The sequence below is a fragment of the Spiroplasma endosymbiont of Lariophagus distinguendus genome, from assembly GCF_023846195.1.
In the GTDB taxonomy this organism is placed as follows: domain Bacteria; phylum Bacillota_I; class Bacilli_A; order Mycoplasmatales; family VBWQ01; genus Spiroplasma_E.
The window spans coordinates 1-558 of record NZ_JALMUW010000179.1 but is presented as its reverse complement, the minus strand read 5'-3'; the positions used below and the strand labels follow the sequence as shown (position 1 = coordinate 558).

Here is a 558-nt window from a genome sequence, read left to right as displayed (position 1 = left end):
GTCAAAATCTTCTACTGGTGGTAATAAATATATTTGCTGACTATTATTTGGGTTATTTTGCGATATATTAACTAGGTTCATATATTTAGTATCAACAATATTATTATTATCAATATCATAAGTTGAAAGTTTAATGTTATCCGTTAAATTAAATGTAAAACTTGTCATATGACTTGTTGTGCCTAAAATTGCTGGTATTTCATCAGGTGTACCATTTCTAAATACATCATAAGGAATTATATTTTTTTCAGTTTGTTTTGAATATAATACTGTACTATAAAATTTATATAATTCGGCACTCATTAAAAAGTTAACTATATTAAATTTTGGTATTAATAAATTTGAAACTTTTTTAAATCCTATATTCATTCCACCAGTAAATCCACTAAAAAAACTACCAAATACTGGTATAGTATTTAATTGAATTTTAACTGTTTCTCTTATTGATAAAGGAATTTCATTCATAGAATTATAAATAAAATACATTAGAGCATTTAAATTTCTTAAATTTTTAAATTTTAAATTATTAATAATATAACCATTAACTTGACCTCTTAT

The 558-nt window shown here is 21.9% G+C and carries 1 protein-coding gene; it reads right to left on the bottom strand.

Going from position 1 to position 558, the window contains the following annotated elements; all coding sequences use genetic code 4:
• A partial coding sequence (locus M0D11_RS06420) for a hypothetical protein (RefSeq protein ID WP_252321154.1) occupies window positions 1-558 on the bottom strand: 558 nt, incomplete at both ends.